Below are 26,134 nucleotides of genomic sequence, written 5' to 3' on the forward strand. Positions count from 1 at the left end.
CTCAGAACTCCACGCCGGGCTGGCCCTTGATGCCCGACCGGAACGGATGTTTGACGAGTTCCATCTCGGTGACCAGATCGGCGATCTCGATCAGTTCTTCCTTGGCGTTGCGCCCCGTCAGCACGACATGGGTCATAGGGGGCTTCTCGCTCTTCAGGAAGGCGACGACCTCGTTGATGTCGAGATAGTCGTAGCGCAGCGCGATGTTGATCTCGTCGAGCAGCACCATGGAATTGCGCTCATCGCGGATCAGTTCCTTGGCCTTTTCCCAGGCCGCCGAGGCGGCGGCGATGTCGCGGGCCCGGTCCTGCGTTTCCCAGGTGAAGCCCTCGCCCATCGTGTGGAACTGGCAGAGATCGGAAAAATGCTTCTCGATCAGGTCGCGCTCGCCGGTCCACATCGCTCCCTTGATGAACTGCACGACGGCTGACGGCTTGCTGTGGGCGATGTGGCGGAAGATCATCCCGAAGGCGGCTGACGACTTACCCTTGCCCTTGCCGGTATGGACGATGATCAGGCCCTTGCCGTCCGTCTTGGTCGCCATGATCTTGTCGCGCGCAGCCTTCTTCTTCGCCATCCTCTCGGCGTGGCGGGCATCGTCCTTGGTCGATTCGTTTTCTGGGATCTCGTCACTCATCAGTGCACCTCATTCAGTTTCGTAGCAGCCAGGTCGAACCGGGCCGAATTGCTGCGCGGCGTCCAGAGCCCGCGATCGATTGCCTCGCGCAGCCGCTCCTTCATCTCGTCGAATGCCGCCGGGTTTTTCTCGATCATGAAACCGCGCAGGTCCGGATCGGCGACGAAGGCCTGATAGACCGCCTCGAAATGATGCGCGCCGACCGCGCCCGTCGTCGCAGCGAAGGCGAAGAGATAATCGACGGTGGCGGCGATCTCGGCGGCTCCCTTGTAACCATGGCGCATGACGCCCGATATCCATTTCGGATTGACCACGCGCCCGCGCACGACGCGGCCGATTTCCTCCTCGAGCGAGCGGATCAAAGGTCGTTCGGGCCTGGAATGATCGTTATGATAGATCGCTGGACGTGTACCGGCGAGCTGCTCGGCCGCAGCCGCCATGCCGCCCTCGAACTGGTAATAGTCATCACTATCGAGCAGGTCATGCTCGCGATTGTCCTGGTTCTGAATGACGGCCTGCACCGAGCGCAGCCTCTCCTCGAACAGGCCGCGTTCGGCCCTGCCCTCCTCGCCGGCGCCATAGGCATAACTTCCCCAGACGAGATAGGCTTCGGCAAGATCGGCACGCCGCTCCCAGCCCTTTTCATCGATCAGTGCCTGCAGTCCCGCGCCGTAGGCGCCGGGTTTAGAGCCGAAGACGCGGTAACCCGCCCGCTTCACCGCCGCCTTCTCATCGAGCCCGGCAGCGGCCAGCCGAGCCGCCTCGCCGCGCATGCGCCCGGCAATCGGGTTGTCGGCAGCATCCTCATCCAGTGCCCCGACGGCGCGGATCGCCATGTCGAACAGGGCGATCTGCTCGGGAAAGGCGTCGCGGAAGAAGCCGGAAATCCGGAGCGTCACATCAACGCGCGGCCGCCCGAGCACTGTTTGCGATATGATCTCATAGCCGGTGACGCGGCGCGAACTCATGTCCCAGAGCGGCTTGACACCGATCAGCGCCAAAGCTTGGGCGATATCGTCACCACCCGTGCGCATGTTCGACGTGCCCCAGGCCGTCAGCCCGAAGGAGACCGGCCACTCGCCATGATCCTGAACATAGCGGCGCACCAGCAGTTCCGCGGATTTTCTGCCGAGCTCGTAGGCGGCCGGCGTTGGCACGGCGCGGCTGTCGACGGAGTAAAAATTCCGCCCCGTCGGCAGCACATCCGGCCGCCCGCGCGTCGGCGCGCCGGAGGGGCCTGGGGCGACGAACCGGCCGTCGAGGCCGCGCAGAAGGCCGGAGATCTCCGCCGGGCCGCAGGCGAGAATGGAAGGCTTGAGCCGGGATTCGATCTCGTCGAGCACCGTTCTGGTTTGGGACCAGAGGGTTGGGCACCCCATTTCGCCGGAAACGAGCTTGCCCGCGAGCAGTTCGATGCGCTCGACGGTGTCGCCGTTGCTGCGCCAGGGGGCGTCGAGGACATCTGCGAGAATAGCCGGACGCGGGCCCGTCCAAAGAGTCGCCATGTCGCAGTCGAGTGGGTCAAAAGGACGCTGAAGCGCGCGACTCACCTTCTCCCCGGCGGTGAGAAGGGGGGCCGAAGGGTCAGATGAGGGGGCCACAGACTCGGCCTCGCTTGCGCTCAGCCGCCCGCTCCTGCCGTCGCTCGCCCCCTCATCTGTCCTGGCGGACATCCTCTCCGCGCTGGGGAGAAGGGGGAAACTCAACCTAGCATCCGCAGCAATCGCCCGCTGCAAACTCGCATCACAGCCCTCTCCCAGCCCGCGCGGGACCCGCGCCAACGCCACGGTCAAGTCCGTCAGCAGCCGCCCCTCCGGCGACACGCCGAACACATGCAGCCCGTCACGGATCTGCATCTCCTTCAGATCGCAGAGATAGGCATCAAGCTTCTTCAGCGCCTCACTTTCGCTCTCGCCTTTCGCAATCCCCGCATCCCGATCCAGCCCGATATCGGCGACGAGATCGAGGATCTGGCGGCTGAGCAGCCGGATGCGGCGGGGATCGCCACCCGAAGCTTCGTAATATTCATCGACCAGCGCCTCCAGATCCTTGAGCGGTCCATAGCTTTCGGCCCGCGTCAACGGCGGCGTCAGGTGGTCGATGATGACGGCGGCGGTGCGGCGCTTCGCCTGCGTGCCCTCGCCGGGATCGTTGACGATAAAGGGATAAAGGTGCGGCAGCGGCCCGAGGATCGCTTCCGGGTAACATGTCTCAGACAGCGCCAGCGCCTTGCCCGGCAGCCATTCGAGATTGCCATGCTTTCCCATGTGGATGACGGCGTCGGCGCCAAATTCGCGCCGCAGGAAAGCATAGAAGGCAATATAGCCATGCGGCGGCACGAGATCCGGCGAATGATAGCTCTCCTTCGGATCGATATTGTAGCCGCGCGCCGGCTGGATGCCGACCAGGACGCCGCCGAAGCGGGCGAAAGGCAGGGCGAAGACGCCGTCGCGAAAATGGGGATCGTTCTCTGGCTCGCCCCAGCGCGCCCTCACCTCATCCTGAATCTTTTTGGGAAGAGATTCCAGGAAGTTTTTGTAGCGACTGAGCGAAAGAGCCTCGCGGATGACCCGGCCGTCATGCCGGGAATTGGTCGGCCCCTCCATCAGATGCCAGATCAGCGCGTCGCCATCGGCCGGAACATCGGCGACCGGGTAACCCGCACCCGCCATCGCCCGAAGCACCTCGATGCTGCCGGCCGGCGTGTCGAGTCCGACGCCGTTGCCGAGTCGGCCGTCGCGGTTCGGATAATTCGCCATGATGAGGGCGATGCGCCTCCTATTGGCGGGCGTCCGGCGCAGCCGCACCCAACTGGCGGCGAGCTCCGCCGTATAGCGGAGCCGGCCGGCGTCGGGCAGGCTTGCGACGATGTTCGCCTCGACAGCCGCGTCGTAACGCGCCGCCGTCTTGAAGGACACCGCCCGCGCCAACACCCGCCCGTCGACTTCGGGCAGCGCCACATTCATGCCGAGGTCGCGCGCCGACAGACCCTGCGACGAGGTCACCCAAGCCTCCCGCGACGAAGCCGACAGGATTGCCTGCAGTACGACTGCGCCATCCGTCTCCAGCACAGTCGGTTGCCGGTCCGCGCCCGGCGCGGAGACCGCAAAGCCCGTTGTGTTGATGACGACATCCGGTTTCAACGCCGAAAACACGCTCTCGAGAATGCCTGTCGAAACGGGATCCTTTAGGCTGTAGGCAAAGACCGGCAGCGGCCGCAGGCCAAGTGCGGCCAAGGCCTCGACCAGCGCCTCGACCGGCCCGGTCTCGCCGCTCTGGACGAGGGCACGGTAGAAGCTGATGGCGACGATGGGGGACGTGGGTTCGAATTCCACCTCTTCTGTCGAGCTTGGTGTACCCCCCTCTGTCCTGCCGGACATCTCCCCCACAAGGGGGGAGATCGGGGATGCGAGGCTTCGCTCCATCTCTTCAGCCGAAAGTGCGGCATTCTCACGCATTTTTTTTGTTGGAAGTCCGAGCGACTTGCTGATCTCCCCCCTTGTGGGGGAGATGTCCGGCGAGACAGAGGGGGGGGCCCCACGCTTGACGGACGACGTTGGCGCGACATGCGAACCGACGACCCGCCGCCACTCTTCGACCCCGATCGCCCCTCGCCCCGGCCACCAGATCCCCGCCTTCATCAAAGGCACTGCCAGCGCCGGCTTCTCCGCGCCCGATAGCATCGCCGAGGCATAAGCAAGGAAGCTCCGCGTATTGGCGTCGCCGCCCTCGATCAGATAGACCCAGAGCGCGTTGAGATCGTCGAGGTCAACATTGGAGAAAGGAACCAGCCCCGCATCTGGCTTGGCATCGCCAGGCAATACTGCAATCAGTGCGCCGTTGCGGGCGGCAACGGCGTGCAGCGCCTCCAGCGCATAATGGAAATAGCTGGCGCCGCCGAGCGCACGCACGACGATCAGCTTGGCGTGCCGGGCCGTTCGCTCGACATAGGTATCGACTGACATCGGATGCTTGAGGCTCATCAGATTCGCGAGCCTCAGCGAACGCGGCATTCCCTCGCACCCGCGATAGGCGGTAGCGACCGCGGCAAGTTCGGTGTCGGCAGCCGAAATGAACAGCATATCGCCCGGCGACTGGCCGAGGTCGATTGCCTCTTCGCCGTCGCTGATCGTTCCCTGCTGGGCCAGAAGCAGATGCATCGATTATCCTTGAACGAGCGCTTCAATCGCCTTGCGCACCGCGCCCTGGTTCATTTCGTGCAAGCCGATGACGACAAGGCGCGTGCGGCGCGCCTCGCCCGCTGCCCAGGCGCGGTCGAAATACTGGTCGATGCGGCTGCCGACGGCCTGCAGCTGCAGGCGCATGGGCTTGCCCGAGACGTCGATGAAGCCCTTGAGGCGCAGCACATCATGCTCGGCGATGATGCCCTTCAGCTTCTCGACAAAGCCCCTCGGATCGGAAACAGCGCCGAGTTCGACAACGAAGCTGTCGAACTCGTCGTGGTCGTGTGGCGCCCCATCCTCGTGCTCCAGCTCGTGATGGGATTTGCGGTTGGCGATATCGTCTTCCGCGCCGATGCCGAGGCCGAGCAACACGCCTGCCGGCACCTCGCCATTCCTGGCCTCGATCATGACCGGCTTGCGGGCGATGCGGGAGGCGACTTCGTTCTTCACGCGGCCCAGGCCATCCCCATCGATCAGGTCGGTCTTGTTGAGGACGATGAGATCGGCGCATGTGAGCTGGTCTTCGAACAGCTCCTCGATCGGGCTCTCATGATCGAGCGAGTCGTCCTCGACGCGCGCCGCCTCGACAGCAGCATGGTCATCGGCGAAACGGCCGGCGGCAACGGCCGCACTGTCGACAACCGTAATGACGCCGTCGACGGTCACCTGGGTGCGGATATCAGGCCAGTTGAAGGCGGAGACCAGCGGCTGCGGCAGGGCGAGGCCGGAGGTTTCGATGACGATATGGTCAGGCCGCTGTTCGCGCTCCAGGAGCTTCGTCATCGTTGGAATGAAATCGTCGGCGACGGTGCAGCAGATGCAGCCATTGGTGAGCTCGATAATGTCGTCCTCGCTGCAATTCTCCGCGCCGCAGCCCTTCAGCACCTCGCCATCGACACCGAGATCGCCGAATTCGTTGATGATAAGCGCAATCTTTTTGCCGCCGGCATTGGTGAGCAGGTTGCGGATCATCGTCGTCTTGCCGGCGCCAAGGAAGCCGGTGATGACGGTTGCGGGGATTTTCTGCTGGATCATGGAACTTCAACCCTTCATTTTCAGCGGCAGACCGGCCGCGATGAAATAGACTTCGTCGGCCTGCGCCGCGATTATTTGGTGCAGCCGTCCGGCATGATCGCGAAAATCGCGCGCCATCCGATTGTCAGGCACGATGCCGAGGCCAACCTCGTTGGAAACGAAGACCAGCCGCGCCTTGGCGCCAGGCAGGAAATCAGCGAGCGCGGCAAATTCCACAGCCATCTCGCGCTCCGCCATCATCAGGTTGGTCACCCAGAGCGTCAGGCAATCGACAAGCACAATGCGCCCCTCGCCGTCGATCGCGGCAAGCACGCCGAGAAGATCGAGCGGCTCCTCATGCGTCGTCCAGGAAGGGCCGCGATCGGCCTTGTGCTGGGCAATACGCGTCTGCATCTCCTCGTCCCAGGCACGGCCGGTGGCGAGGTAGTGGCGCTCGTCGCCGCTTGCCATAACGAGATTTTCGGCAAAACGGGATTTGCCGGAACGGGCGCCGCCGAGGATGAGGGTGTGGGAGGGGGCAGCCGTCATGCCCAGACAGTCCTATGACCGGATGCGGTACCCCGCCCCACCTCATTCCTGTGCTTGTCATAGGAATCCAGCCACGGCGCGTCGGCGCCGTGAATAATTCTATGCTGCCGTGAAGGGATTCTCCTGTGCCCAAGGACTTGGGCCCGCTGGATTCCTGTGACAAGCACAGGAATGAGGGAGGAAAGGAAACTCCTTCCCAGCGGCCCCGTGCCGGACGGCGGCGGCATCTGCAAGTCACCTTCCAAGCGCACCACCAGAGGCGGCGCTGAATTCAATCGTTCAGCCAAAACAACCTCCGTGCTGGCAGCGGGTCTCTTGCCCAGGGTTGGGCTTTTCGCCCGGCACGGAAGGCAGGTCTCCTGGCTCGCGGTTATCGGCGGCGATCGGGGCGAACCGGAAGTCCAGTCGCCCCTGATCGTGCCAGCGGATCTGCCTCGCCTTCCCGGCTGCCTCGGTGAAAAGGTGGACGATTCGTAGAGATAGAGGCGTCCGACCCCGGTTGATCACCATGCATTTCCAGTGGCTTTTCCGGCATGCCGCCCATCCCGCCCGCCTGCACGATTGCAGCCCGCCGGCCGAAAGGGTTCGATGCCGGATGGAAGACCCTGACCGCTCTACAGTCGCGGGGTCGGCTGTGATGAAGGCGCCCGATGTGGGTCCGCCCCGTCACATTCCCTTTTCATCCGGAAGGCGAAATGCCGATCCGGAACCATCCGTTATCCCTGGGATGGTTAGGCAAGCCGGGGGGTGAAGTCAACCGACCTTCGCAACCGCTCCAGCTCCAGACTGCGCAAAAGATCGGCCAACACCACTGACCCTACCGGAAATATCGTCTATTATCAGCGACTTAAGTCATAAATATTTGACCCGACCGTCGGCTTTTCGCCGCAATTGCGTTGCAAGGCGACTGCACCTCCGCCCTTGACCCGGCCTCTCATCGCCTAGTTGTCTAGCCATGCTTATGAAATTGGATCGGCGCCGCCTGCGCACGCTGCGTGTTTTCTTCGATCCGGGCCGGCTGCGCGCCCTGACGCGCCGCAGCGAAGTTGGCTTGTCGCTGGCAGGCGCCATCGTCGGCATCGCCTCGGGTCTTGCCGTGACCGGCATGAGCTATGTCTCCAACGAGTTGCACCAGCTAGTTTTCGGCATCGCCGACAGCGAAAGGTTGAGCGCGTCGGTCATCGAGGACAAGATGCTGCTGCTTACCGCCCCGGTCATCGGCGGTACCCTGCTCGGCCTGCTGCTTCTGGTCCTCGCCAAACGGCGCAAGAAACCGATGGTCGACCCGATCGAGGCGAATGCGCTGCATGGCGGCCGCCTCTCGTTGACCGACAGCATCATCGTTGCCGTGCAGAACCTGATCTCCAACGGCTTCGGCGCCTCCGTCGGTCTGGAGGCCGGCTATACCCAGCTCGCCGCCGGCATTGCCTCCAAATTCGGCCTCAAGCTGCAGCTGCGCCGCTCGGACCTGCGCATACTCGTCGGTTGCGGCGCGGCCGGCGCCATCGCCGCCGCTTTCAACGCGCCGCTGACGGGCGCCTTCTACGCCTTCGAGCTGATCATCGGCACCTACACCATCGTGTCGTTGACCCCGGTCGTCGTCTCCGCCCTCGTTTCAACCCTCATCGCAAGGTTGCTTGCCGAGGGCGATTTCACCATCGATATCGGCAGCTTCGGCTCGGTCGTGCCGGCCGATTATATCCCGGCGCTGCTGCTCGGCGTCTTCTGCGCCGGCGTTGGCATCCTCCTCATGCAGGGCGTGGCCTTCGTCGAGGAGGTGGCGCGCAAAAGCTCGATTGCCCCGCCCTTTCGCCCGGCGCTCGGCGGCATTATCGTCGGGCTTCTGGCGATGATTTCGCCGCAGGTGCTCTCGGCTGGCCACGGCGCGCTGCATCTGAACCTCTCCCGCGACGTGGCAATCCCGGCGCTGATCGGTCTCTTCCTCCTGAAATCCCTTGCCTCGGCGATCTCGATCGGCTCCGGTTTCAGAGGCGGGCTGTTCTTCGCCTCGCTGTTCATGGGCGCCCTGCTCGGCAAGCTCTTTGCTTATTGCGGCCCCTATTTCGCCGATGCGACATTGACGCCGGTCATTTATGCCGTGGTCGGGATGAGTTCCCTGGCGGTCGCCGTCATTGGCGGGCCATTGACGATGACCTTTCTGGCGCTCGAAATCACTGGCGATTTCCCGATCACGGCACTGGTTCTTGCCGCCGTCATCACCTCCTCGCTCGTCGTGCGCTCGACCTTCGGCTACTCCTTCGCCACATGGCGCTTCCACCTGCGCGGCGAAAGCATCCGCAGCGCCCACGACGTTGGCTGGATCCGCAATCTGACGGTGAACAAGCTGATGCGCGCCGACGTGAAGACGGCAAAGGCCGATATCTCGCTGGAAGACTTCAAGAAGGCCTTCCCGATCGGCTCAACCCAACGCGTCATTCTCATAGAGGAGAACGAAAAATATGCTGGCCTCGTGCTCGTGCCCGAGATCTACGCCAATCCGACCGACGCCCAGGACGAGAGCCAGAGGCTTGCCGATTTCGTCCGCTACCGCAATGATTTCCTGCAGCCGCAGATGAATGCAAAGCAGGCGGCGGCGATCTTCGACAGGAGCGAAAGCGAAGCGCTCGCCGTCGTCAACAATCTGATCGAGCGCAAGGTGGTGGGACAGCTCAGCGAAAGCCACACGCTGCGCCGCTACAGCGAAGAACTCGACCGGCGCCGCCGCGAGGTGTCGGGCGAGATTTGAGCGAGCCTAAGAAGCGGCGCGGGCAAGCCTGTAAACGTCGGCTCTCTTCGAAACGCCGCGCAGATCGAAAGCGCCGAGATAGTCGCAGGGCACGGCGCAGGTCGCTGCGAAGCTTTCTGACAGCAGCAGGGGCTGCTCAAGCGTTCCGCACAGCTTTTCAAGCCGCGACGCCTCGTTGACGGCCCTGCCGATCACGGTGAAGTCCAGCCGGCCCTGGGCGCCGACATTTCCGTAAAAAACCTCGCCGAGATGCAAGACGACATCAATACCGATATCGGGGCCACCATCCAGCGTCCGTTCGCGATTGAGCTCCTCGTTTGCCCTCAGCAGGTTCTGCGCCGAAGCCAATGCGGCCTTGCAAGCCCTTTGCGGATCCTCGGCGTCCGTCGGAAAGATTGCCAACACGCTATCGCCCATGAACTTGAGGATCTCGCCGGAATTTTCCTCGACGTGCCGGTCGATCAGTTCGAAGTGCTCGTTGAGAAAGCCGACGATCTCCCCCGGCTGATAGGCCTCGGTCAGCGCCGTGAAGTTGCGGAGGTCGGCAAGCAGGATGGCAGCATCGATGGAGCCGCCCATTCCCCTGCGGGTTTCACCGGCAAGGATGCGCGCGCTCGTCCTGGCGCCGGTATAGACGGCGAGGATATCGGTCGCGGTCTTGGAAACCGCGACACGGTAAGCGGCAAGCCCCAGCGCTGGGAAAAGCTCATCGATAATCGCCAGTTGATCATCTGAAAATCCGCCCGGAGAATCGCTCGTCAGAGAGAAACCGAGCCCGCGCAGCGCGACTTCCTTCGGGAACTCGAAAAGATTGACCACATGGTCCGTGCCACCGGCAAGCGCAAATTCGTGGAGCTCGCCATAGTGGAGACCCTCGCCTTTCGCCAGGTTCCACCGCCCCGTCTTCTCACCGCGGTTCAGAAGATAGAATATCGGCGTCTTCTCGAAGTTGCGCTCGGTCTCGCTGCCGTGCTCCGCATTCTCGAGAACAGTCTCACCGCCCCGCATGAAATTGGCCGCGACGCCGCGATACATCGGATGCAGGGACGGCATGCGGATGCTTGCCCGCCAGATCGGAAACCCGTCCGCAATCAGCCGTTCACACAGGCCGGCGACGAGATCACCGATATGCTCGCTGGTGATTCCCTGCTCTATAACCCACTGGATATGATCTTTAATTTCCAAGCCTCCGCGTGAGGATCAACAACCTTTTATTAGCCTGCTTCGCATCGCGATTCTACTCTTGAGCGAATTAAGTAATGCAGCACGACCGAAGATGCGCCTATCCCCTGAGACTCCGACCTCCGGCCAACGTGTTTTCGAGCGGGCCTCTCTCGGCCTTTCTGATTGGCAGCGAAATCCGGTACTCTCAAATGGCTCCTTGCGCGACCTTCTTCAAAGCGCCGCACCTGAGACGCGAAACCGCAGGCGCGGCCTTGATGGGTGGCGGCTAATCAATCAGCCCGGCCAGCCAGTGTGGGTCGAGGCAACGTTGCAATTCCCCGGCGATCTCATCGAGCGCCTGCTCCACGCCTTGACGATAATTCGTCCGCCCGCCCGATAATCCAAAGCTTTCCAGCAGTCGGGTGCGGTAGGCGTCACTGCCGAAGAGCCCGTGCAGGTAGGTGCCCATGATCCGGCCGTCGGCCGAAAGCGCCCCGTCGGGCGCACCGTCGATGATCGCCGAAGGCCTGATACAATCCGGGCCGCCGGTGACGCCGAGATGGATCTGGTAGCCGGCAAGCGGCACGTCATATTCGGTCGAGCGGGCCTGGCTGTTGCGCACGGTCTTCTCCGACGCCATCTCGGTCTCGACGTCGAGCAGCGCCAGCCCCGGCGCCTCGCAGGTTCCGCCCTCGATTCCCAGCGGATCGCGGACCGTGCGTCCGAGCATCTGGTAGCCGCCGCAGATGCCGATCACCCGGCCGCCGCGCCGGACATGCGCCGCAAGATCGCGGTCCCAGCCTTGAATTCTGAGATCGGCGAGGTCCGCTATCGTCGATTTCGAGCCCGGAAGAATGACGAGGCTCGCATCGGCAGGCAGCCGCTCGCCTGAGCGCACGAATACCAACTCGACATCCGCCTCCGCCTTCAGCGGATCGAGATCATCGAAATTGGCAATGCGCGGCAGCATCGGCACGGCAATCTTCAGCGCCCCGGCACCGCCCCTCGCCAGTCGCTCGAGGACGACGGAATCCTCGGCTGGCAGGCGCGCGGCAGCCTGCAGCCACGGCACGACGCCGAAGCAGGGCCAACCGGTGAAACATTCGATGGCGCGGATGCCGTCGTCGAAGAGCGAGACGTCGCCGCGGAACTTGTTGATGAGATAGCCCGCGATCATCGCTCTATCGCCCTCATCGAGGATCGCCTGCGTACCGACCAGCGAGGCGATGACGCCGCCGCGATCAATATCGCCGACGAGCACGACGGGCACGCCCGCTTTCGTCGCAAAGCCCATATTGGCGATGTCGCCGGCTCTGAGATTGATTTCTGCCGGCGAGCCGGCACCCTCGACGACGACGAGATCGGCGCCGGCAGACACCTTTTCGAAGCTTTCGAGCACGGCGCCGAGCAGTTGCGGCTTCAGCCGCTGATAATCCCGCCCCTTCGCCTGCCCGAACACCCTGCCCTGCACGATGATCTGGCTGCCGCTTTCCGATTGCGGCTTGAGCAGCACCGGGTTCATATGCACCGAGGACGGCGTGCGGGCGGCGAGCGACTGCAGCCATTGCGCCCGGCCGATCTCGCCTCCATCATCGGCGACCGCCGCGTTGTTCGACATATTCTGCGGCTTGAATGGCCGCACGGTGAGCCCGGCATTGGCCGCCAGCCGACAGAGACCCGCCACCAACACCGTCTTGCCGACATCCGAGCCGGTTCCCTGCAGCATGATCGCTCTTGCCATGGCGGCCGCCTTTCCCTAGGGCACCGCGCTTCCGAAAATCGATTCAGATTTTCGGGCCGATGCACTAGCCGGAGGCCTACAATGGCCGCCGATCCCGGGTCAAGACTTCGGATATTCTCGCGAAAGCGCGAAAACCGCGCATGGCCTTGGCTCTGCGCGGTTTGCCGAAAACTCAGGCGTCTTCGCCCCTACACGGCGAAGCTCGCTTTCTCCGGTACGCACTACCTGAACCGGAGAAGCAGCGGTCGTTGCCGCTACATCCCAACTGATAACGGCACATTCTTACCGGAGAGTTATTGAAGGCTTACGCAAATGTTAATTTTGACTTTTTTTGATCTGCACGGCGGAATTTCCGCCGCCACTGCGCCGGCGTTCCCAGACGGCGTCAATTTTCGATCTGGGGAAATATTAGCTGCGAACTATATTCTTCGAATTCAATAATTTAGTTCCGCAACCACGAGCAGAAGACGGTTGATTTCTCCGAGCGAACGCGTAGGCTTCGACAAAATAAGCCATTGCTAAACATGGTCTGCGACGAGTTGCCGGAGCCGGTGGGACGGCGCCCGTGAACGGGAAACGCCTGTTGCGGGATCGCCCCAGGTGAATCCCGGCAGCACGTTGTCTAAGAAGAATTCGGGGAAGACGATGAAGACGCATTTGATTTCGGCCGTCTTTGCCGCGGCTCTTCTGAGCGCGATCGTGCCGGCCGAAGCCGCCGAATGCGGCAAAGTATCGATCGCCGAGATGAAATGGGCCTCGGCCGGCATTGCCGCAAACTTCGACAAGTTTATCCTGGAAAACGGCTACGGCTGTTCCGTCACCATCGTCGACGGCGACACCCTTCCGACCTTCGCCTCGATGAATGAGAAAGGCACCCCCGATATCGCATCGGAATACTGGATCAACTCCGTCAGGGCTCTGCTCGATCAGGCCGTCAATACCGGCCGGCTGGTGCAGGGCGCCGAGATACTCGCCGATGGCGCGGTCGAGGGTTGGTTTATCCCAAAATTCATTGCCGACGCCAATCCCGATATTCGCTCGGTCGAGGACGCGCTGAAGCACCCCGAGCTCTTTCCTGCCGAGGATGATCCGTCGAAAGGCGCGGTTTACAACTGTCCCGCCGACTGGAGCTGCCAGATATCGACCACCAACCTCTTCAAGGCCCTGGCCGCCGACAAAAAGGGCTTCGAACTTGTCGAGACCGGCAGTCCCCAGCGGCTCGATGCCTCGATCGCCCGGGCTTTCGACAATAAGATCGGCTGGCTCGGTTATTACTGGGCGCCGACCGCCATCCTCGGCAAGTACGACATGACGCGGCTGAGCTTCGGCGTCAGTCACAACAAGGCCGAATGGGATCGCTGCACTGCGGTTGCCGGCTGCATCAGGCCTGAGCTCAATTCCTATCCGGTCTCGCGCGCCTTCACGCTGATGACCAGGTCTTTCGCCAGCCGCGCCGGACCTGTCACGACCTATCTCAAGACCCGCAAATGGGACAATGAGACGATCAACCAGGTGCTCGCCTGGCAGGATGAAAATCGCGAAAGCAATGAGGATGCCGCTATTTATTTCCTGCGCAATTACGAGAACTTGTGGGTGAAATGGGTGCCCGCCGATGTAGCCGAAAAAGTCAAAGCGAGCCTATAACGGCAGATGGCACCTACGACCGGACGATTCGAATGACAGGCAATGTTCCCTTTCCCGACCGCGATACCGTTGCGGAAAAGCTCGCCGCGCTGTCGGAAGCGGATAAATCATATCTGGCTTTGCTCATGGAAAATGCCGCCCAGGACGACAACCTGCTCGACGGCCTGCGGCGCCATCTCGACCTTGCGGCGAAGTCGCATTTCCTGAACTCGCTGAAGCTTGAAAACCTTGGATCATGGCTCGGGACCCAGGCGCCGGATCGCCTGCAGATACGACTGATGGAAACCGCTCGCTCGAGCCAGCATCCCGCCTACCAAGCCTTCCGGACCGGTCTCAGCCGATCCGGCGGCCTCGAAAAGGCATATCCTCCGGTGCCTTGATCCGGCCGCGGATGGTCCGTTCAGTCCGGCAAAGCTGCCGGCCGATTACTTCCTCGCAGCCCTGTCGACCGAGCGACCGGCGTCCTGGGTGGCGTTGACGGCGTTCGCCGTATCTTTCCCCATGCCGCGGATCGTGTTGCCGCAGGAGGAAAGAGCAAGAAGAACCATGAAGGCTGCGGCAATTTTGGCCGTTGTCGTCATTTCGAATATCCTTGTTTGAAATCAACCCCGAACGGCACTCGTGCCATCCGCGCCGATAACGCACAAAGGAACAAAAGGTTCAGCGGGAGAAAGACGTCCTCAGGCGGCGACCGCCTTCGCTCTCTCGGCGAAAGCACTGCGGATGCTGTCGGCCACCGTCTCGATCGGTCCAGACATCTGCGAGGCGGTCAGCAGCCGGATATCGAAGGAGCCGAGCTCCGGCAGCCCTTCCTGCAGCCCGAGGATCGACATGTCCTCGCTGACATAGGAGAGCGGCAGCGGCGCGATGGCGAGATCGGAAAGCACGGCGGCGCGTTGCGCCATCGTGTGGCCGCTGAGATAGGCGACACGATACGGCCGCTTGTTGCGTTCGAGCTGCGATAGCGCTTCCTGGCGCCAGATGCAGCCATCCTCCCAGATCGAAATCGGCAGGGGATCGCGCCGATGCGCCGAACCGCACCTTGCGCCGGCCCAGACCAGCCGCTCGCGAAACACCACTTCGCCACCGGTCGGAAACGGCCGGGTCGCGCAGTTGATCAGCGCCAGGTCGAGCCGCTGCTCCTCCATGCGCTTCTTCAGCCCGACGCTCATGTCGATCGTCACGTCGACCATGATGCCGGGATAGCTTTCGGCAAAACTCTTGAGGATCCTCGGCAGCAGCCGCTCGCCGATATCTTCAGGCGCGCCGAGCCTGACGACACCGGTGAGTTCCGGCATGATGAAGCGCGACACCGCCTCGTTCGACAGGGCGAGGATGTTGCGGGCGTAGGAAAGCAGCATCTCGCCGTGGCGTGTCAGCGTCACCGAGCGGGCGTCGCGCAAAAACAGGGTCGCGCCGAGCTGTTCCTCGAGCTTCTTGATCTGCATCGACACTGCTGACGGCGTGCGGAACACCGCTTCGGCGGCAGTGGAAAAATTGCCCGTCTCGGCGATGGCGACGAAGGTACGCAGCACATCGTTGTCAAGCAAAGGAATGGGACGGCGAAAGGGAAGGCTCATCGTCGCATCTTTCAATTTTTCTGATCTTTAACCGCATATCATTTTGTTTGATTGAATGTCAATCGCTCCCCATAGTCAGCGTGTCGCCAACTAACGCAGCAAAGGAGGCTCGACATGGCGCAATCAAGCACCTGGAATATCCTACAAGCCCTTTCAGCATTCAAGTCGCATCGGCGCAGGGATGCGAACCACGAACATGCGCTGCGGGAGTTGAAGCGATTTCCGTCGCACCTGCTGGCTGATTGCCAGCGTGAAATGGAATTGCCGCCCCTCAACTCGGTCGCTCGACCGAAGCGGGTTCTGAGGATCGTGGAATCGCGTGCATAATGCCGATCTCTGGATGGGATCAGGACATTCAGGTCTTCGGACGACATTGCCGTCGAACTCGGCAACACGGGCCCGGGCCGATGGCCTCACGGCGATCGGCTCATATCCCACCTATCAGCTTGAAAGCTATAATCCACATCGTCGCCGCGACGAGCGTCTCGAGCATCCGCCAGGAGGCTGGCCTGGAGAAGATTGGCCGCAGCCACATTGCGCCATATCCGAGCGCAAAGAAAAACAGGAAGGAGCCGGTCACGGCGCCTGCGGCAAACGAAGCCTGCTGCCCCGGATAGCGCGTCGATATCGTACCGAGCAGCACCACCGTGTCGAGGTAGACATGCGGATTGAGCCAGGTCAGCGCGAGGCAGGTCGCAAGCGTACGGCAAAAGCTTGTCGTTTCGGCTTCCGCCGCTGTCAGCACAGCGGACGACCGTAAGGCGGAATAGAGGCTCTTGGCTCCGTACCAGGCCAGAAACGCGGCTCCCCCGTAGCGCATGACCGGATCGAGCCGGGGCACGAAGCCGACGATCTGCTGGAGGCTGGTGACGCCGAGCATGATCAGTGCGGCGTCGGATAAGGCGCAGGTGAGGCAGACGGCGAAGACATGTTCATGGCGCAGGCCCTGGCGAAGGATGAAGGCGTTCTGCGCGCCGATCGCCACGATCAGGCTGAGGCCCATCATCAGGCCTGTAACATAAATCGAAAAATTCATCGTTTCAGCAACACGTCTCAGCTTCGATGAAGTTGCGGTATCGCCTGAAATTGGCTTAGTCTAATTAATCTGCCTTATCCCAATTAAGAGAAATTAATCCATGCTCGACTATCCCGCTCTTCGCGCCGTTGCAACCGTCGCCCAGACCGGCAGCTTCGAAAGGGCGGCGACCCTGTTGAACGTGACACCTTCGGCGGTCTCGCAGCGGGTCAAGCAGCTCGAAGAACGCCTCGGCGTCATCCTGATCGCCAGAGGCACCCCCTGTACCGCAACCGAAAAGGGTGAATGGCTCTGTCGCCACATCGAGAATGTCGGCATGCTCGAGGCCGAGCTTTTCGGGCAGCTGCCGGCTCTTGTCGATCCCGACGAGCCACGCCAAAGGGTCACGCTTCAGATCGCGACCAACGCCGACAGCCTCGGCACATGGTTCGTGGAGGCCATGTCGAATTTCTCCAAAACCTCGTCCTATCTGTTGAATGTCGCCGTCGACGACCAGGATCACACCGCCGAATGGCTGCAGCGAGGACGGGTGATCGCAGCCGTCACCAGCCTGGAGAAGCCGATCCGGGGATGCCGGCGTTTCGCGCTTGGAACTCTCCGTTACAACGCCACCGCGACACCCGATTTTGTCGCCCGCCACTTCCCGGACGGCGTGACGTCGGAGGCGATCCGCAACGCTCCGGCCCTGACCTTCAACCAGAAGGACAGGCTTCAGAGCAACTGGGTAAGGCAGACTTTCGGCCAAGATCTGGACTACCCCACACATTGGCTGCCCTCGCCGCAAAGCTTCGTCGAGGCCACCCTTTCCGGCATGGGATGGGGAATGAATCCGACCCAGCTCACCCGCGAACATTTCGCATCAGGACGGCTGGTCGAGCTTGTTGCCGACACGCCGCTGGACGTCCCACTCTACTGGCAGATAAACCGCCTCGCCGCCGACCGCCTGGCGGAGTTGACGCGCGAAGTCGTCGCTGTGGCGAAGCGCTGTCTTTAATTCCGTCAGGCATGCCTCTTCTTCAGGCTCCACCGCGGCAGAGATACTCTTCGATTGGAGCGATCACACGTAGGCCCTGCGGCTGCCGATGTTCGACGAAATTCTTAGTACCGATCCGCTCGCTTTGACGAGCTTCTCTAGGAGATGGCGATGATCTCCAGCTCCTGGCCGCTTGTCTCCATCACATCGCCGACAGCCCTCCCCATCAGCAGCTGCGCCACCGGAGAGACGTAGGAAATCGATCCGGCCTTGGGATCTGCTTCGTCTTCGCCGACGAGCCGATAGGTCTGCACGCGTCCGTCGTCGCGGCTGAAAGTGACCGTACTGCCGAAGGCAACCACGTCGGCTGACGTTGGGTCAGGCATGAGTTGGGCCGTGCGAAGTCTGGCCGATAAGTATCGGAGATCACGCAAAGGATTGGCAGCTTGGCGCCGCCGTTCGTTTACGTCTTCGATGGCGCTCGTCGCATCATAGGCCGCGCGCGCCTGCTGAAACCGCAGTTCGAGAGCCTTCAACCCGGCTTCCGTGACGAGGTTCGGATGCGGCGAAATTGCCCGGTCCGGCAACAGGGTTTCCGAAGCGGTTTCGAAACTCTCTTCCTTGGTGAAGGCAACAGCCAATCAATGACTCCATTTTAGACGCTACGCGCTCTTATGGTTAGTGTGGATGGTCCCAGTCAGAAACCATACACCGATGGCCGACAAACCGCCAATCTTGCCCTGTTGCAAACGTCTACGGCCCAGAGGCGCCCCGGGAACGTCCGGGCCGACACCGCGTTTATCTCAACCGGATGCACTGTAGCGCAGGAGGAACGAATGCCCGGCCAGCAGCGAAAGAGCGGCGACACAGTCAGGATCAGACCATGCCTTCATTCCTGACGGAAGCGATGCCGCTGACGCCAAGCTGGTGGGAGATCGCCTTGCGGATCATACTGACGGTGATCGCGGGCGGACTGATTGGCCTCGATCGCGAGCGCGGCGGTCACCCGGCGGGCTTCAGGACTACTATCCTGGTGGCTCTTGCCGCCTGCCTGGCGATGATCCAGGCAAACCTCCTTCTATCGACCTACGGAAAAACCTTTAGTTATTTCACGCAGATGGACGTCCTGCGCTTTCCCCTCGGCGTGCTGACGGGCGTCGGCTTCATCGGCGGCGGCGCGATTCTGAGACGTGGCGACACGATGACCGGCGTCACCACGGCCGCTACCATGTGGTTCATGACCGTCGTCGGTCTCTGCTTCGGCGGTGGCCAGATCCTGACCGGGACGGTGGCGACCGCCGTCGCCTTCATCGTCTTGTCGCCAATGAAGCAGCTGGATATGTGGCTGCGTTGCGAACAGAAGGCAACACTCGTCATTCACAGCTCCGAAGCCGACTTGCCGGAATTATCGGAGGTGCTTGGACCGCTAGGTTGCGTTGCGCTGTTCGTTTCTTTTGGACAGACCAGCGAGGGCCGCCCTGGCGTCACGTTCGAACTGCGATGGATGTCCAAAAACCGCGACGCCTCCGCCCGCGCGATTTTCGATGCTGTTTCAGAGTCCTATCATGTCGCAGGATTTTCCATGCATTCGACTTCGACGTAACGAACTCGCAGGCTGTCGCACGATCATTTGGAAACATGCTGGGGTTTGCCCTTTGTCTTGGTCGATGCGAATTCCTCGAGCTGTTTTTCGCTCATGCTTTTTTCCATCTGCTTCGAAGCACCCTTGAGTTCTTTCTTGGGCGTCTCTCCGCGTTTGGCTGAAAGTGCGGCTCCCGCCGCCTTCTGCTGGGCCTTGGATTTGGCTGGCATTTCAATCTCCTCTCGTCCAGACGAGGCATGCCGACATCAATGTTTCCTGAGTTCCTCAGACTTGTGAGCGGCGCACTTCCCGATTTATCGCTCTCGAACGATATATCGCGGGCTTTCCGCCGACGCCTTCACCATATGGCACTTGATCTTCGTCTGGCTGGTCTGTTTACTGATCACTCTGTCCTCGGCGCTTCCCTGGCTGGTATCCCAGCTCACTTTGTCGCCCTTCTGCAATTGTCGCGTCATGGCGGCTCCTTGGAGAGGAAGCTGCGACCTGAGCCGCAGCCTGCCACTCCTCAATTGATGGTTGCCCACTGGCTGCGGACATCTCTGGCGTTCTTCGACAGGTGGACATGGGCATCGACGTGATCGACCCAGTCAATCGGGATCAGATGGTGTTTGCCGTCCTCCGAGTCGGACTTCGTCAACTTGATGCGGGTCGGACCATCAAGATGATCCACCGTCCCGACGTGGGTGCCGTCAGCCGTCAGAACTTCCATATGTTCACGGATCTGGTCTGCGGAAATCATCATTTCCTCCTTTGCGTCACTGGCAGTTACCTGGTCGCAACGATGGGGAACGGAGTTGGTTCCAAGCCATGTCGCCGCATACCGAAGGTGCAGTTGAATGCTTCATCCCCCGTGACAACGAGTGCGGCGACCGGCGAGATAGCAAATCGCGCCGGGAAAATTCCAGTTGGCTGTGGTTCGGCATGTCAGCTCAGTTTGGCTCATTGGAGAGAGGGGCAAGGCTGAGCGCTGCGCTAACCGTTTTCCCGCGGCTACCTGGGGCACTCTTCATTGCACGATCGACAATTGCTTCTCGGCCTTACCCCAGGAGGACGACGCCAAGATCCTGCGTCCCAAACATGGACAAAGACGCTCGGCGATGCCTACACCGAGCCGGCCACCGATGTCCGCGGTTACATCAGCGACGTGAAGGCGCAAGATTGGGCGCGTCCCCGCCCACGACCGCGGTCACAGCACAGGTTCATTGGACGAGAAGCACGATGCCGGTCGCGCTCAGCGCCACGGTCCAGAGGCGATCAAAGTTGATCCATGCCGAGCGGAGTGCCGCAAGGCCGAGCCATTCGAAGACGGCGATCGCCACCAGCGCGACGACGGCCAGCATTGCCGCGCCATGTACGGCAACGGCGGCAAGCGCGATCGGCAGCGAACTCGCGGTCGCAAGATCTCCCGCTCGATCCGCCACGCATAGGCTGAGTACCGCGGGAACCAGCATCAAGCTCGCCCCGTGGCTCGTTGCCATCAGGAAGGACCAGAGGCCAAGGCCTGCCATGCCGGCGCGCATGCCGACCCTCACCCGGGGGCGGTGCCCGTAAAGCACGCCGTAGGCAGCGACGCTGAGAATGAGCAGTGCCGCGACGAGCCTGAAATGGTGCGGCTCTAATACCGCGCCGAATGTGACGACCACCACCAGTGTGAGAGCGGCGGAGATGGCATGACCCACGGCAATTGGAGCAAGCGACAACCAGACGATCCGGCGGCTCTGGCGGTGAAGTCCCAGGGCGACCGCAAAGAGCCAGCCCATCGCCGGATTAATGCCGTGAAAGGCACCGAGACCGACAATCGAAAGCCATGGCCAGACGGTTGTCATTCGCCCTGAGAAGACCGCACTGTCGCCCCCTCCTCCCTATGGATAACAATAGGAATCGGACGAGCAGTCGCCGCCTTCGAGGCGGACCTGATGCGGGCGGTGGCCCTTCGGCCAGTCGACGAAAAAGTTCTCGTCGAAGGCGATGCCGCCACCGTCGCCGACATCGAGTTTGACCATCCATCCGTCGATGCCGTCAGGGTAGAATTGCGGATCGATGGCGCCATAGAGCGAATTGGTGAAATAGATCCGCTTGCCGTCGCGGCTGATCTCCACCATCTGTGGCCCACCGTTCAGCGCTCCGTTTACAGCCTTCGGATGGGAGGTACGCGAAACGATCCCGCCGATCCGCACTCGGCCCGTTTCTTTCGGCGCGAAGGGATCGGAAACGTCATACTGGATCATATCGCCGGTGCCCCAACACGAGACGTAGAGAAAACGGTCGTCCATCGACAGGTCGATGTCAGTGACGAGCGGCGCCACGGCGCTGAACCCCTTGAGTACGGGAGGTAGCAAATCCGGGTCCGCCGGCTCCGCCGGAATCTCGATCACCTTCCTCACAGCCCACCGGTCTCCATCGCGATACCATGTCCAGATCGAGGCCGAGAGGTCCTTGAGGCTGATGACACAGCCGACAAAACCATAGGCCTTGGTCGGATCATGAGCCGGGCGCAGCTCGAAGACGAGCTGGTGCTCCTCGCCGAAATCGATCTCTTGCAGGTGCTTGCGCTTGTGCAGATCCCAGAAATGCAATCGGCGGCCATATTTCGAGCCGAGCAACACCTCGGGAACCAGCCCGTTCTCGAATGTATCCGGCGTGCCCCATTCGCTGGTGATCATCGTATCATGACCGAGATGCCACCAGAAATCATAGGCAAGCTTCTGCGGCCCACGATCCATTTCCCACTGCCCGAGCACGTCGAAACTCTGGTGATCCAAGAGGAAGATGCCGCCTGGCGCCTTGCCGTCGCGATCGGCGAGCGCATTGATGTAAATTCCCTCGGGTCCGCAGTGGGTCGTGTGCAACCGGGAATAGTTCGCCTTTTCGGCAATCTCCGAAGGCTCGATCACGCGAATGATCTTCGGATTGCGCGGATCCGGCTTGGTGTCGATGATGTGCAGACGCGAGGACCGCAAGCCCGGCACCACCAGATACCGCCGCTCGACATGCGGATGCGGCGCATTGGGGCAAAGACAGGACGAGCAGGCATTCCAGCCGAAATGGTGAAGCTCGTCGCCAAGGTTCGGCATCTCGACCTGTCCGACAATCCGCGAATAGCTTGAAGACGCCGGGTCGACGTCGACGACGGCGATTGCATCCGGTCGCCTTCGCTCTGGGTCGAACGCTGCAACATAGGCGAGCGTTTCCTTTGGAGCCTTGGCCGCCATGCGCGGTGATGGATAGAAGGAAGGATCGGGTCGCCACGTCGCCATCTCCATTCTCCCTGCTGGTATTCCCCATGCGTGGATCCTGATGCAGGCTCTGTTGATGCGGCAAAAACGCGTCGGAAATACGGCCTATCGGCCTTATTTCTTCGATTGAACGCTTGAAGCGCCTTACCGCCAAAATTGGATATACACGACGATCGTAGCGAGCGCGCTCAGGCCCGAACCGATCGTGCCGCAGTCACAGCGTTCCCTCATACGCTGTATGGTGGGGAGAGCGCGCGACAGGGATTCGGACTGTTGCGAGCAATCCGCGCAAGGAAATGCTCGCAAGCTGATCTCATCGGCGAAACTATCCACCAGAGTGGCGATCTGCCGATGGCTCGACCCGGCACGCCTCGCCGAATTCGAGTAGAACGTTCAATGCGCCTGATCTAGCCATACCCTTGATCTCAGAGAGGGAGCGGTTGGGAGCCAGATAAGTCTCGACAATCCTCTCCATCACCAACTCGGCCGCGTCTACAACCGGGCGCGTGGAAAAGAGCCGCATCTGGGCGACTAACGCGTAACAGAAGACGAGATCGGAGACGTCGTCCTTCTGGTGGCTGATTGCGTCACCATAGAGCCGTGTGGCTTCAGCGATGAAATCGGAAAAAAGCTTTTCGCGCTTGGCCATCTCGGCGTCGCGATGCTTTTCCCTGGCCTGTGATCGCTGAGTCGTCCAAGTGGTAACAAAGGAGGTCAGGCTGCCGATCGCGACGCCTGCGAGCCCCATCAGAGCAGATAGGTATTCGCTCAAGAGTTTGTCCTCTCAAAGGAAGCTAGCACGGCTGTAACGACACCATGCCAAGCTATAGCAGCCGATCCTGCAAACCGGGCAGATGTCGGCATGTCGGGAGCGTGGCGAATTCTCTCTAGTAAGCGAGCGGGGGGCAGGCGCCTGCCATGGCAGCGACGTGACGATCCTGGCCCACTCCATGGGAGGCTGGCTTGCAGCGGAGGCCCTGCGCGGTGTTGCCATGCGGGAGAAATCGATACCGTCCAAGGTCAGGAATGTCATCCTGGCATCCCCGGACATCGACATCGACGTGTTTCGCCGTCAGTTCACGGAAATGGGGCCGAAGAGGCCGCACTTTGCGATCCTGACATCGACGCGCGACAAGGCGCTGGAGGTGTCCGGCTGGCTGTCGGGTGGCGTCAACCGCGTCGGCGGCACCGATCTCAGACCCTATGCACCCCTTCTCGACCAACTCGGCGTTTCCGTGATCGACACGAGCGGCATCGCAACCAGCGATCCGCTCGGCCACAACGCTTTCGCCGACAGTCCCGAGATCGTGCGCATGCTCGGGCGGCGGCTGGCGGGGCAGAGCCTGGAGGGCGGAAAGGCAGGCGTTGCCGATGAGATCGGGATGACAGCGGCCAACTTCGCCGGCTCGGCAGCGCGCGTAGCCGTTGCGGCTCCGGTGGCCATCATCAGTCCGGAGGCACGCGATGCGCTGAAACGGGAGCTTTCCTCCGATGATGGAAAGATCGTCAACGGGCAGATCTCGTACTGAGCCTTCAGCGGGATTCTGCGATGAGGATCCGTCTGAAATCCCCTGTCCGGCAACTTACCGGCCGGACAGGGCTTCACTTCGAGACGATAGGATTCGAAGCCGTACGCCCAAAGGACTCACAAATGGAAAGTCGCCTGATCCATCGATCGAGTCACGCGCAGAAGAGAGATCCCACATTGTCGAAGCCGCCACCACAGCGTGCCGGCGATACGGACCATTGAAAACGAACGTCACCGATATTGCCCGACTGATCGGAAAGTCGCCGGCAAGCGTGTACAAGGTCTTCCCTACTAAGGCTGCCGTACTGGACGCCGTGGCGGCGAGATTCTTCGAGCATCGTTTCTGCTTTACCCAGTCTGCTAAAAGCGGCCAAGCCAGTGCAGGAGCGTTTGAAAGAAACGATCTGGAACAGCACCGACTGTTGCTGCAGGCGCGGACAATGACGCTGCGGTCGAACGCGCACGAGCCATCATGGTGCAGTTGACGGTGTTCGGTTCCCGAGGCGGTGGTCGAAGCGTGAACACCTATGATGCCGGCAGCAACGGGAATTTCGACGACGAGCTGCCCCATCTCGACACTCGGCACTGATCACTCCGGCCCTCGCATACAGAATTCAGCTCGCTGCATTGGCCTTCGCGGCACGATCTTGCTCAACTGCCATTTCCAAAGGGAAAAAAGCTTGCCGTCTGTTGGAGAGACGCCAGCGGCATCCAGAGCCCACTTCCGCTCGCAGGGTTCAAAGTGCTTGGTACCGACAATAGAGGCCACGAGGTCCATTGTCGCGAGGCGCCGAGATCATTCAATATCGTTGATGCTATCCATAAGCTCTATTCGTTTGAATGATGAGTTCCCGACGCCCATATTAACAGCGTGGACATGGACGAACCTCCCATCGACGACCATGTCCCTGACCCAGGAAAGGAACTGGATAATGACCACGCTCACCTATCGGGGTGGTGGCAAGACCCTCACCTCCGGCGAAGGCCGCTTCGATCTGGGCCATTACGCCCACAAGCTCGTGCTTGCCTGGACGCGCTGGCGGACCGCCCGTGAAATCGAAGCCATGCCGTTTGACGTCCGCAAGGATATCGGCTGGCCGAGCACCGACGACAGCAAACACCGGACCATGTAATGAATGCGACATTCCTCCTGAGATGAGGGCGGCGTCTGCCTCGCGCAACGCCGCCTTTTTCCTGTCCGCTGTGCCGTTCCCAGCCGTTTTCAGCCCCGAATTTCAGTCGCGTATGAGCCTGTCTTCTGCCCCGATCGGCGATTTGACCGGTCAAATTCCGGTCAATGTCGCATATTTGCTCTTCCCGGCCGCATTTTTCCATGCCACTGTCGCTTTTAGGACATCGGCGCGACGCATTCCGCGCAACGAATATGTCATCGCCCCTCGAGCATGGATTTCGCTATGAACAGGATGCAGATCAAGAAGCGCTCACTGGTCTTCTTTATGGTACCGCAATTCACCATGCTGCCCTTTTCGGCAGCGGTGGACACCTTGCGCATCGCCAACCGCATGCTCGGCTATCAGGCCTATACCTGGCGGCTCGCCTCGGTCGACGGAGAGAAGGTCTATTCCTCGTGCGGCATCGGCATCGAGGCAAATTCCTCGCTCGCCGAGGAACGCCGGCATCTGGGCGGCGAAAACCGTCCCGGCATGGTGCTCGTCTGTTCCGGCATCGATATCGAGGAATTCAACAATAAATCCGTCAATGCCTGGCTGCGCGAATGCTACAATCGCGGCGTCGCCGTCGGCAGCCTCTGTACGGGCGCGCATGTGCTGGCTCAGGCCGGCCTCCTGAACGGCAAACGCTGCGCCATCCATTGGGAGAACCTGCCAGGCTTTTCCGAAGCCTTTCCGCAGGCGGAGGTCTATGCCGACCTCTACGAGGTCGACGGCAATCTCTATACCTGCGCCGGCGGCACCGCCTCGCTCGACATGATGCTAAACCTGATTGGCGAGGATTTCGGCGAAAGCCTCGTCAACCGCATCTGCGAGCAGCACCTGACCGACCGCGTGCGCAACCCGCACGACCGCCAGCGCCTGCCGCTGCGCGCCCGTCTTGGCGTGCAGAACGCCAAGGTTCTGTCGATCATCGAGCTGATGGAAGGCAATCTCGCCGAGCCGCTGTCGCTGATCGAGATCGCCGATGGCGCCGGCCTCTCCCGACGCCAGATCGAACGGCTGTTCCGCCAGGAGATGGGCCGTTCGCCGGCCCGCTACTATCTGGAAATTCGCCTTGACCGCGCGCGCCACCTGCTGGTTCAGTCCTCGATGCCCGTCGTCGAGGTCGCCGTCGCCTGCGGCTTCGTCTCGGCCTCGCATTTCTCCAAGTGTTATCGCGAACTCTACCACCGCTCACCGCAGCAGGAACGCGCCGAGCGCAAGATGACCATGGCGACGGCAAGACAGGCTGTTGCGGCTTGAGGCATCGGAAGGTCGCCGAGTGATAGGGCCGTGTCGGCCCCTCATCCGCCTGCCGGCCCCTTCT

The 26,134-nt window shown here is 61.5% G+C and carries 25 protein-coding genes, 1 pseudogene and 1 riboswitch; of the genes and pseudogenes, 10 read left to right on the plus strand and 16 right to left on the minus strand.

What is annotated here, in order from left to right:
• Position 1: 1 nt before the first annotated feature.
• From cobO to cobU, 4 genes are read right to left on the minus strand one after another with little or no spacing between them, the layout of a single operon-like run.
• A complete protein-coding gene (gene cobO / locus HJC04_RS05965; RefSeq protein WP_210630970.1) occupies positions 2 to 637 on the minus strand; it encodes a cob(I)yrinic acid a,c-diamide adenosyltransferase in 636 nt (211 codons plus the stop codon).
• Entirely contained in the window at positions 637 to 4,797 is a 4,161-nt protein-coding gene (gene cobN, locus HJC04_RS05970) for a cobaltochelatase subunit CobN (protein ID WP_221145277.1), read from the minus strand. Before cobN ends, cobO begins: the two co-directional genes overlap by 1 nt.
• 3 nt (positions 4,798 to 4,800) lie before the next feature.
• On the minus strand, positions 4,801 to 5,856 hold the full coding sequence (gene cobW / locus HJC04_RS05975) for a cobalamin biosynthesis protein CobW (RefSeq protein ID WP_221145280.1): 1,056 nt from the start codon (positions 5,854 to 5,856) through the stop codon (positions 4,801 to 4,803).
• A 6-nt stretch (positions 5,857 to 5,862) separates the two neighbouring features.
• Positions 5,863 to 6,384 carry a bifunctional adenosylcobinamide kinase/adenosylcobinamide-phosphate guanylyltransferase gene (gene cobU, locus HJC04_RS05980; RefSeq protein ID WP_221145282.1) on the minus strand — a complete coding sequence of 174 codons (522 nt, stop codon included), beginning with the start codon at positions 6,382 to 6,384 and terminating at the stop codon, positions 5,863 to 5,865.
• A gap of 331 nt (positions 6,385 to 6,715) precedes the next feature.
• A riboswitch (cobalamin riboswitch) is annotated at positions 6,716 to 7,113 on the minus strand.
• A 226-nt stretch (positions 7,114 to 7,339) separates the two neighbouring features.
• On the opposite strand from cobU, the gene HJC04_RS05985 reads away from it, so the two are divergent.
• On the plus strand, positions 7,340 to 9,130 hold the full coding sequence (locus tag HJC04_RS05985) for a chloride channel protein (RefSeq protein WP_221145284.1): 1,791 nt from the start codon (positions 7,340 to 7,342) through the stop codon (positions 9,128 to 9,130).
• A 6-nt stretch (positions 9,131 to 9,136) separates the two neighbouring features.
• Here HJC04_RS05985 and HJC04_RS05990 read toward each other — a convergent pair whose 3' ends face one another.
• Together HJC04_RS05990 and HJC04_RS05995 are read right to left on the minus strand one after the other, a co-directional pair.
• Positions 9,137 to 10,315 carry an adenylate/guanylate cyclase domain-containing protein gene (locus HJC04_RS05990; protein WP_405048789.1) on the minus strand — a complete coding sequence of 393 codons (1,179 nt, stop codon included), beginning with the start codon at positions 10,313 to 10,315 and terminating at the stop codon, positions 9,137 to 9,139.
• Between the two features lie 265 nt (positions 10,316 to 10,580).
• Positions 10,581 to 12,035, minus strand: a complete 1,455-nt coding sequence (locus HJC04_RS05995; protein ID WP_221145286.1) for a cobyric acid synthase — start codon at positions 12,033 to 12,035, stop codon at positions 10,581 to 10,583.
• 645 nt (positions 12,036 to 12,680) lie between these two features.
• On the opposite strand from HJC04_RS05995, the gene HJC04_RS06000 reads away from it, so the two are divergent.
• Positions 12,681 to 13,679 (plus strand): glycine betaine ABC transporter substrate-binding protein, encoded by a 999-nt coding sequence (locus HJC04_RS06000; protein WP_221145288.1) that lies wholly within the window; start codon positions 12,681 to 12,683, stop codon positions 13,677 to 13,679.
• Between the two features lie 32 nt (positions 13,680 to 13,711).
• Positions 13,712 to 14,059 (plus strand): hypothetical protein, encoded by a 348-nt coding sequence (locus tag HJC04_RS06005; protein WP_210630963.1) that lies wholly within the window; start codon positions 13,712 to 13,714, stop codon positions 14,057 to 14,059.
• 45 nt (positions 14,060 to 14,104) lie between these two features.
• On the opposite strand, the gene HJC04_RS06010 is transcribed toward HJC04_RS06005, so the two are convergent.
• Together HJC04_RS06010 and HJC04_RS06015 are read right to left on the minus strand one after the other, a co-directional pair.
• Positions 14,105 to 14,260 (minus strand): entericidin A/B family lipoprotein, encoded by a 156-nt coding sequence (locus HJC04_RS06010; RefSeq protein ID WP_011425752.1) that lies wholly within the window; start codon positions 14,258 to 14,260, stop codon positions 14,105 to 14,107.
• A gap of 99 nt (positions 14,261 to 14,359) precedes the next feature.
• On the minus strand, positions 14,360 to 15,259 hold the full coding sequence (locus tag HJC04_RS06015) for a LysR family transcriptional regulator (protein WP_210630962.1): 900 nt from the start codon (positions 15,257 to 15,259) through the stop codon (positions 14,360 to 14,362).
• A gap of 114 nt (positions 15,260 to 15,373) precedes the next feature.
• Here HJC04_RS06015 and HJC04_RS06020 point away from each other — a divergent pair, with 114 nt between their 5' ends.
• On the plus strand, positions 15,374 to 15,586 hold the full coding sequence (locus HJC04_RS06020; RefSeq protein ID WP_210630961.1) for a hypothetical protein: 213 nt from the start codon (positions 15,374 to 15,376) through the stop codon (positions 15,584 to 15,586).
• A 100-nt stretch (positions 15,587 to 15,686) separates the two neighbouring features.
• On the opposite strand, the gene HJC04_RS06025 is transcribed toward HJC04_RS06020, so the two are convergent.
• Positions 15,687 to 16,295: a LysE/ArgO family amino acid transporter gene (locus HJC04_RS06025; protein WP_221145290.1), complete on the minus strand. Its 609-nt coding sequence runs from the start codon at positions 16,293 to 16,295 to the stop codon at positions 15,687 to 15,689.
• A gap of 100 nt (positions 16,296 to 16,395) precedes the next feature.
• Here HJC04_RS06025 and HJC04_RS06030 point away from each other — a divergent pair, with 100 nt between their 5' ends.
• Positions 16,396 to 17,289: a LysR family transcriptional regulator ArgP gene (locus tag HJC04_RS06030; protein ID WP_221145292.1), complete on the plus strand. Its 894-nt coding sequence runs from the start codon at positions 16,396 to 16,398 to the stop codon at positions 17,287 to 17,289.
• A gap of 137 nt (positions 17,290 to 17,426) precedes the next feature.
• Here the strand turns inward: HJC04_RS06030 and greA are convergent, their stop codons facing one another.
• Positions 17,427 to 17,909, minus strand: coding sequence for a transcription elongation factor GreA (greA, locus tag HJC04_RS06035; protein WP_221145295.1), 483 nt, complete (start codon positions 17,907 to 17,909; stop codon positions 17,427 to 17,429).
• A gap of 242 nt (positions 17,910 to 18,151) precedes the next feature.
• Between greA and HJC04_RS06040 the strand changes: the two genes are divergently transcribed.
• Positions 18,152 to 18,871 (plus strand): MgtC/SapB family protein, encoded by a 720-nt coding sequence (locus HJC04_RS06040; protein ID WP_221145297.1) that lies wholly within the window; start codon positions 18,152 to 18,154, stop codon positions 18,869 to 18,871.
• Between the two features lie 23 nt (positions 18,872 to 18,894).
• Here HJC04_RS06040 and HJC04_RS06045 read toward each other — a convergent pair whose 3' ends face one another.
• The 6 genes from HJC04_RS06045 to HJC04_RS06070 all read right to left on the minus strand — a co-directional run bounded on the left by HJC04_RS06045 (position 18,895) and on the right by HJC04_RS06070 (position 22,879).
• Positions 18,895 to 19,080, minus strand: coding sequence for a DUF3008 family protein (locus tag HJC04_RS06045; RefSeq protein ID WP_210630956.1), 186 nt, complete (start codon positions 19,078 to 19,080; stop codon positions 18,895 to 18,897).
• A gap of 84 nt (positions 19,081 to 19,164) precedes the next feature.
• A complete protein-coding gene (locus HJC04_RS06050; protein WP_210630955.1) occupies positions 19,165 to 19,326 on the minus strand; it encodes a DUF2945 domain-containing protein in 162 nt (53 codons plus the stop codon).
• Between the two features lie 50 nt (positions 19,327 to 19,376).
• Positions 19,377 to 19,610, minus strand: a complete 234-nt coding sequence (locus HJC04_RS06055; protein ID WP_210630954.1) for a DUF2171 domain-containing protein — start codon at positions 19,608 to 19,610, stop codon at positions 19,377 to 19,379.
• A 460-nt stretch (positions 19,611 to 20,070) separates the two neighbouring features.
• The gene (locus HJC04_RS06060; RefSeq protein ID WP_221145299.1) at positions 20,071 to 20,697 is read right to left on the minus strand and encodes a hypothetical protein; all 627 of its coding nucleotides are present in this window, start codon (positions 20,695 to 20,697) and stop codon (positions 20,071 to 20,073) included.
• A gap of 36 nt (positions 20,698 to 20,733) precedes the next feature.
• A complete protein-coding gene (locus HJC04_RS06065; RefSeq protein ID WP_221145300.1) occupies positions 20,734 to 22,128 on the minus strand; it encodes a selenium-binding family protein in 1,395 nt (464 codons plus the stop codon).
• A gap of 304 nt (positions 22,129 to 22,432) precedes the next feature.
• On the minus strand, positions 22,433 to 22,879 hold the full coding sequence (locus HJC04_RS06070; protein ID WP_221145302.1) for a DUF1184 domain-containing protein: 447 nt from the start codon (positions 22,877 to 22,879) through the stop codon (positions 22,433 to 22,435).
• A 151-nt stretch (positions 22,880 to 23,030) separates the two neighbouring features.
• Between HJC04_RS06070 and HJC04_RS06075 the strand changes: the two are divergent.
• The 4 genes and pseudogenes from HJC04_RS06075 to HJC04_RS06090 form a co-directional block, all read left to right on the plus strand.
• Positions 23,031 to 23,636, plus strand: a pseudogene (locus HJC04_RS06075) (alpha/beta hydrolase); the annotation flags it as partial.
• Positions 23,602 to 24,120, plus strand: a complete 519-nt coding sequence (locus tag HJC04_RS06080) for a TetR/AcrR family transcriptional regulator (RefSeq protein ID WP_259668821.1) — start codon at positions 23,602 to 23,604, stop codon at positions 24,118 to 24,120. The pseudogene HJC04_RS06075 and the gene HJC04_RS06080, both read left to right, overlap by 35 nt.
• A gap of 447 nt (positions 24,121 to 24,567) precedes the next feature.
• Complete coding sequence (locus tag HJC04_RS06085) at positions 24,568 to 24,768, plus strand: hypothetical protein (protein WP_064803254.1); 201 nt, start codon at positions 24,568 to 24,570, stop codon at positions 24,766 to 24,768.
• Positions 24,769 to 25,050: 282 nt separating this feature from the next.
• Positions 25,051 to 26,070 (plus strand): GlxA family transcriptional regulator, encoded by a 1,020-nt coding sequence (locus HJC04_RS06090; protein WP_041678677.1) that lies wholly within the window; start codon positions 25,051 to 25,053, stop codon positions 26,068 to 26,070.
• Positions 26,071 to 26,134: the final 64 nt, after the last annotated feature.

The sequence above is a fragment of the Rhizobium sp. NLR8a genome (assembly GCF_019685235.1).
Lineage (GTDB): Bacteria > Pseudomonadota > Alphaproteobacteria > Rhizobiales > Rhizobiaceae > Rhizobium.

What these genes read in the sequence shown, in the direction of transcription:
- cobO (WP_210630970.1), bottom strand. Translation starts at nt 637, where the DNA reads ATGAGTGACGAGATCCCAGAAAACGAATCGACCAAGGACGATGCCCGC.
- cobN (WP_221145277.1), bottom strand. Translation starts at nt 4,797, where the DNA reads ATGCATCTGCTTCTGGCCCAGCAGGGAACGATCAGCGACGGCGAAGAG.
- cobW (WP_221145280.1), bottom strand. Translation starts at nt 5,856, where the DNA reads ATGATCCAGCAGAAAATCCCCGCAACCGTCATCACCGGCTTCCTTGGC.
- cobU (WP_221145282.1), bottom strand. Translation starts at nt 6,384, where the DNA reads ATGACGGCTGCCCCCTCCCACACCCTCATCCTCGGCGGCGCCCGTTCC.
- HJC04_RS05985 (WP_221145284.1), top strand. Translation starts at nt 7,340, where the DNA reads ATGCTTATGAAATTGGATCGGCGCCGCCTGCGCACGCTGCGTGTTTTC.
- HJC04_RS05995 (WP_221145286.1), bottom strand. Translation starts at nt 12,035, where the DNA reads ATGGCAAGAGCGATCATGCTGCAGGGAACCGGCTCGGATGTCGGCAAG.
- HJC04_RS06000 (WP_221145288.1), top strand. Translation starts at nt 12,681, where the DNA reads ATGAAGACGCATTTGATTTCGGCCGTCTTTGCCGCGGCTCTTCTGAGC.
- HJC04_RS06005 (WP_210630963.1), top strand. Translation starts at nt 13,712, where the DNA reads ATGACAGGCAATGTTCCCTTTCCCGACCGCGATACCGTTGCGGAAAAG.
- HJC04_RS06010 (WP_011425752.1), bottom strand. Translation starts at nt 14,260, where the DNA reads ATGACGACAACGGCCAAAATTGCCGCAGCCTTCATGGTTCTTCTTGCT.
- HJC04_RS06015 (WP_210630962.1), bottom strand. Translation starts at nt 15,259, where the DNA reads ATGAGCCTTCCCTTTCGCCGTCCCATTCCTTTGCTTGACAACGATGTG.
- HJC04_RS06020 (WP_210630961.1), top strand. Translation starts at nt 15,374, where the DNA reads ATGGCGCAATCAAGCACCTGGAATATCCTACAAGCCCTTTCAGCATTC.
- HJC04_RS06025 (WP_221145290.1), bottom strand. Translation starts at nt 16,295, where the DNA reads ATGAATTTTTCGATTTATGTTACAGGCCTGATGATGGGCCTCAGCCTG.
- HJC04_RS06030 (WP_221145292.1), top strand. Translation starts at nt 16,396, where the DNA reads ATGCTCGACTATCCCGCTCTTCGCGCCGTTGCAACCGTCGCCCAGACC.
- HJC04_RS06040 (WP_221145297.1), top strand. Translation starts at nt 18,152, where the DNA reads ATGCCTTCATTCCTGACGGAAGCGATGCCGCTGACGCCAAGCTGGTGG.
- HJC04_RS06045 (WP_210630956.1), bottom strand. Translation starts at nt 19,080, where the DNA reads ATGCCAGCCAAATCCAAGGCCCAGCAGAAGGCGGCGGGAGCCGCACTT.
- HJC04_RS06050 (WP_210630955.1), bottom strand. Translation starts at nt 19,326, where the DNA reads ATGACGCGACAATTGCAGAAGGGCGACAAAGTGAGCTGGGATACCAGC.
- HJC04_RS06055 (WP_210630954.1), bottom strand. Translation starts at nt 19,610, where the DNA reads ATGATTTCCGCAGACCAGATCCGTGAACATATGGAAGTTCTGACGGCT.
- HJC04_RS06060 (WP_221145299.1), bottom strand. Translation starts at nt 20,697, where the DNA reads ATGACAACCGTCTGGCCATGGCTTTCGATTGTCGGTCTCGGTGCCTTT.
- HJC04_RS06065 (WP_221145300.1), bottom strand. Translation starts at nt 22,128, where the DNA reads ATGGCGACGTGGCGACCCGATCCTTCCTTCTATCCATCACCGCGCATG.
- HJC04_RS06080 (WP_259668821.1), top strand. Translation starts at nt 23,602, where the DNA reads ATGGAAAGATCGTCAACGGGCAGATCTCGTACTGAGCCTTCAGCGGGA.
- HJC04_RS06085 (WP_064803254.1), top strand. Translation starts at nt 24,568, where the DNA reads ATGACCACGCTCACCTATCGGGGTGGTGGCAAGACCCTCACCTCCGGC.
- HJC04_RS06090 (WP_041678677.1), top strand. Translation starts at nt 25,051, where the DNA reads ATGAACAGGATGCAGATCAAGAAGCGCTCACTGGTCTTCTTTATGGTA.